Below are 1,928 nucleotides of genomic sequence, written 5' to 3'. Positions count from 1 at the left end.
ATTTTGGCAATTCTCTGTTTATTATGCTTTTTATATTTTATCAGATCGGTGTTCACAACTCAATTAGGATTGCTATACATTACCTAAAATTTCAGGATGTTCCCGTTCCGGCAGTATTCATACCTTGATTCAGCAACGCCCAAAAATACTTAGAAGTGCGACTCGACCAAGTAATATCAGGTTCGGATAATTAGTTATAATTAAGGGCAGCCGATTCACAGGGACGCCAAACCCCCTATGCCAAAAAAAGTCCAGTTAGAACCGCACTTAAGTGTCGAGGAACTCTACACTCGCTACCGGACAAGTTCAGGATTAGTCGAACGCAGCCACTACCAGATCGTCTGGTTACTCGCCTCGGGTCACACCCCACTAGCGGTATCTCAAGTTACAGGCTACAGCCGGATTTGGATTTACCCACTGCTGCGACGCTACAATCAATTGGGGGCAAAAGCCTTAAGCGATCAACGTTCGTCGCATCGTGGCCAACCTCCTCAACTCAACGACCTACAAAGAGCGCAACTGTGGCAAGTCCTATCCGGGCCTGCTCCCGATGGTGGTTTGTGGAATGGTCGCAAAGTCGCTGATTGGTTAAGTGAGTGGACACCAGAGCAGATCAGTCGTCATCGGGGATGGGAATATCTTCGGGAAATGGGCTACCGTTTGAAAGTCCCCAGACCGCAGCATCAGGAAACAGACCTCTGTCAACAGCAACAGTGGAAAAAAAACTTCATTTCGAGTTGAGGTTTTTACAAGCTAAATATCCTCAAGCAGAGATTGAAGTTTGGGCAATGGACGAACATCGCTTGGGACTGCTACCAATATTGCGCCGAGTCTGGACGCAGGTTGGGGAACAACCCAGCGCTCTGGTCAAACATCAATACAAGTGGCTGTGGGTTTATAGTTGTGTCCACCCTGAGTCGGGAGAAACTTATTGGTGGTTGCTGCCGTTTGTCAATACCCAACTGTTTAATCGGGTGTTAGCTGATTTTGCTAGAGAGTTTCAATGGGGTCCAGATCAACGAGTGCTGCTGGTCGTTGACCAAGCGGGATGGCATCAGTCTCAAGAGCTAGTGATTCCTGAAGGCATTGATTTGTTTGAGCTGCCATCACATTCTCCCGAATTACAGCCAGCAGAACGATTGTGGCCACTTACTAATGAAGTCGTAGCCAATTGCTCACCCCAAAATCTCGACGAGTTAGAAGAGCTGCTGGTCTATCGTTGTCAGCAATTGCTCGGTCAACCAGACTTGATTCGCGGACTGACTTGTTTTCATTGGTGGCCTTTAACTCGCCGACCGTTGACAATTAATTGAGTTCAATGAGTTCGAGGTCCTCACCCAGAGCGGCTCTGGAGTGGTCTGACGTGCAAATTAAAATTCGAGCGCCCGAATCCCAGTTCGGTCGCCCGAATTCAAGTTCGAGCGCTCGAATTCAAGTTCGAGCGCCCGAATTAATATTATAAGTAATTACCCGAACCTGATATAAGGGGAGCCGTCTCCGCACTCTCTACCCTTTCCTACGTCAGGAAACTTCCATATCCTGATATAGCACCCCCAACCCCAGAAAAGCCGTTGCCCCGTCACCAACTGTCACAAGCCCAAGCGGACTCCTCGCCTGAAGAAATTCCCGATTGGTGATTGGCTGACTGTCTGAGACTGTTCCAGAGGCGAGGAGTGCCCAAAGCCTTAGATTGCTTTACAGCATCATCTCAAACCGAGCGTAGAACTGTTGGCTAGCCCGTCCAAGTTGTTTAAAACCTAAAACAAAAGCTCCTACATCAGAGGAGCTTTTATTTGTATATGATTCGAGGCATCGAGCTATTGTCTAACTCCAGTGAGATGGGAAATATAGTCGCCACCTGGGCATTTAACAACCTCGCTCGGAATGGAACCGGGGTGGTAGCAGTGCGTCTTTTGAAAATACAGAAA

At 48.0% G+C, this 1,928-nt stretch carries 1 pseudogene; it reads left to right on the top strand.

The features are described 5' to 3' along the window. Positions 1-237: 237 nt before the first annotated feature. Positions 238-1,313 (top strand): annotated as a pseudogene (locus QUA38_RS28645) (IS630 family transposase). Positions 1,314-1,928 lie beyond the last annotated feature (615 nt).

This window comes from Microcoleus sp. Pol12B4 (assembly GCF_036701385.1).
Taxonomy (GTDB): domain Bacteria; phylum Cyanobacteriota; class Cyanobacteriia; order Cyanobacteriales; family Microcoleaceae; genus Microcoleus.
Note: the sequence above shows the minus strand (reverse complement) of the source record. Positions and strands in the feature narration are given on the sequence as shown.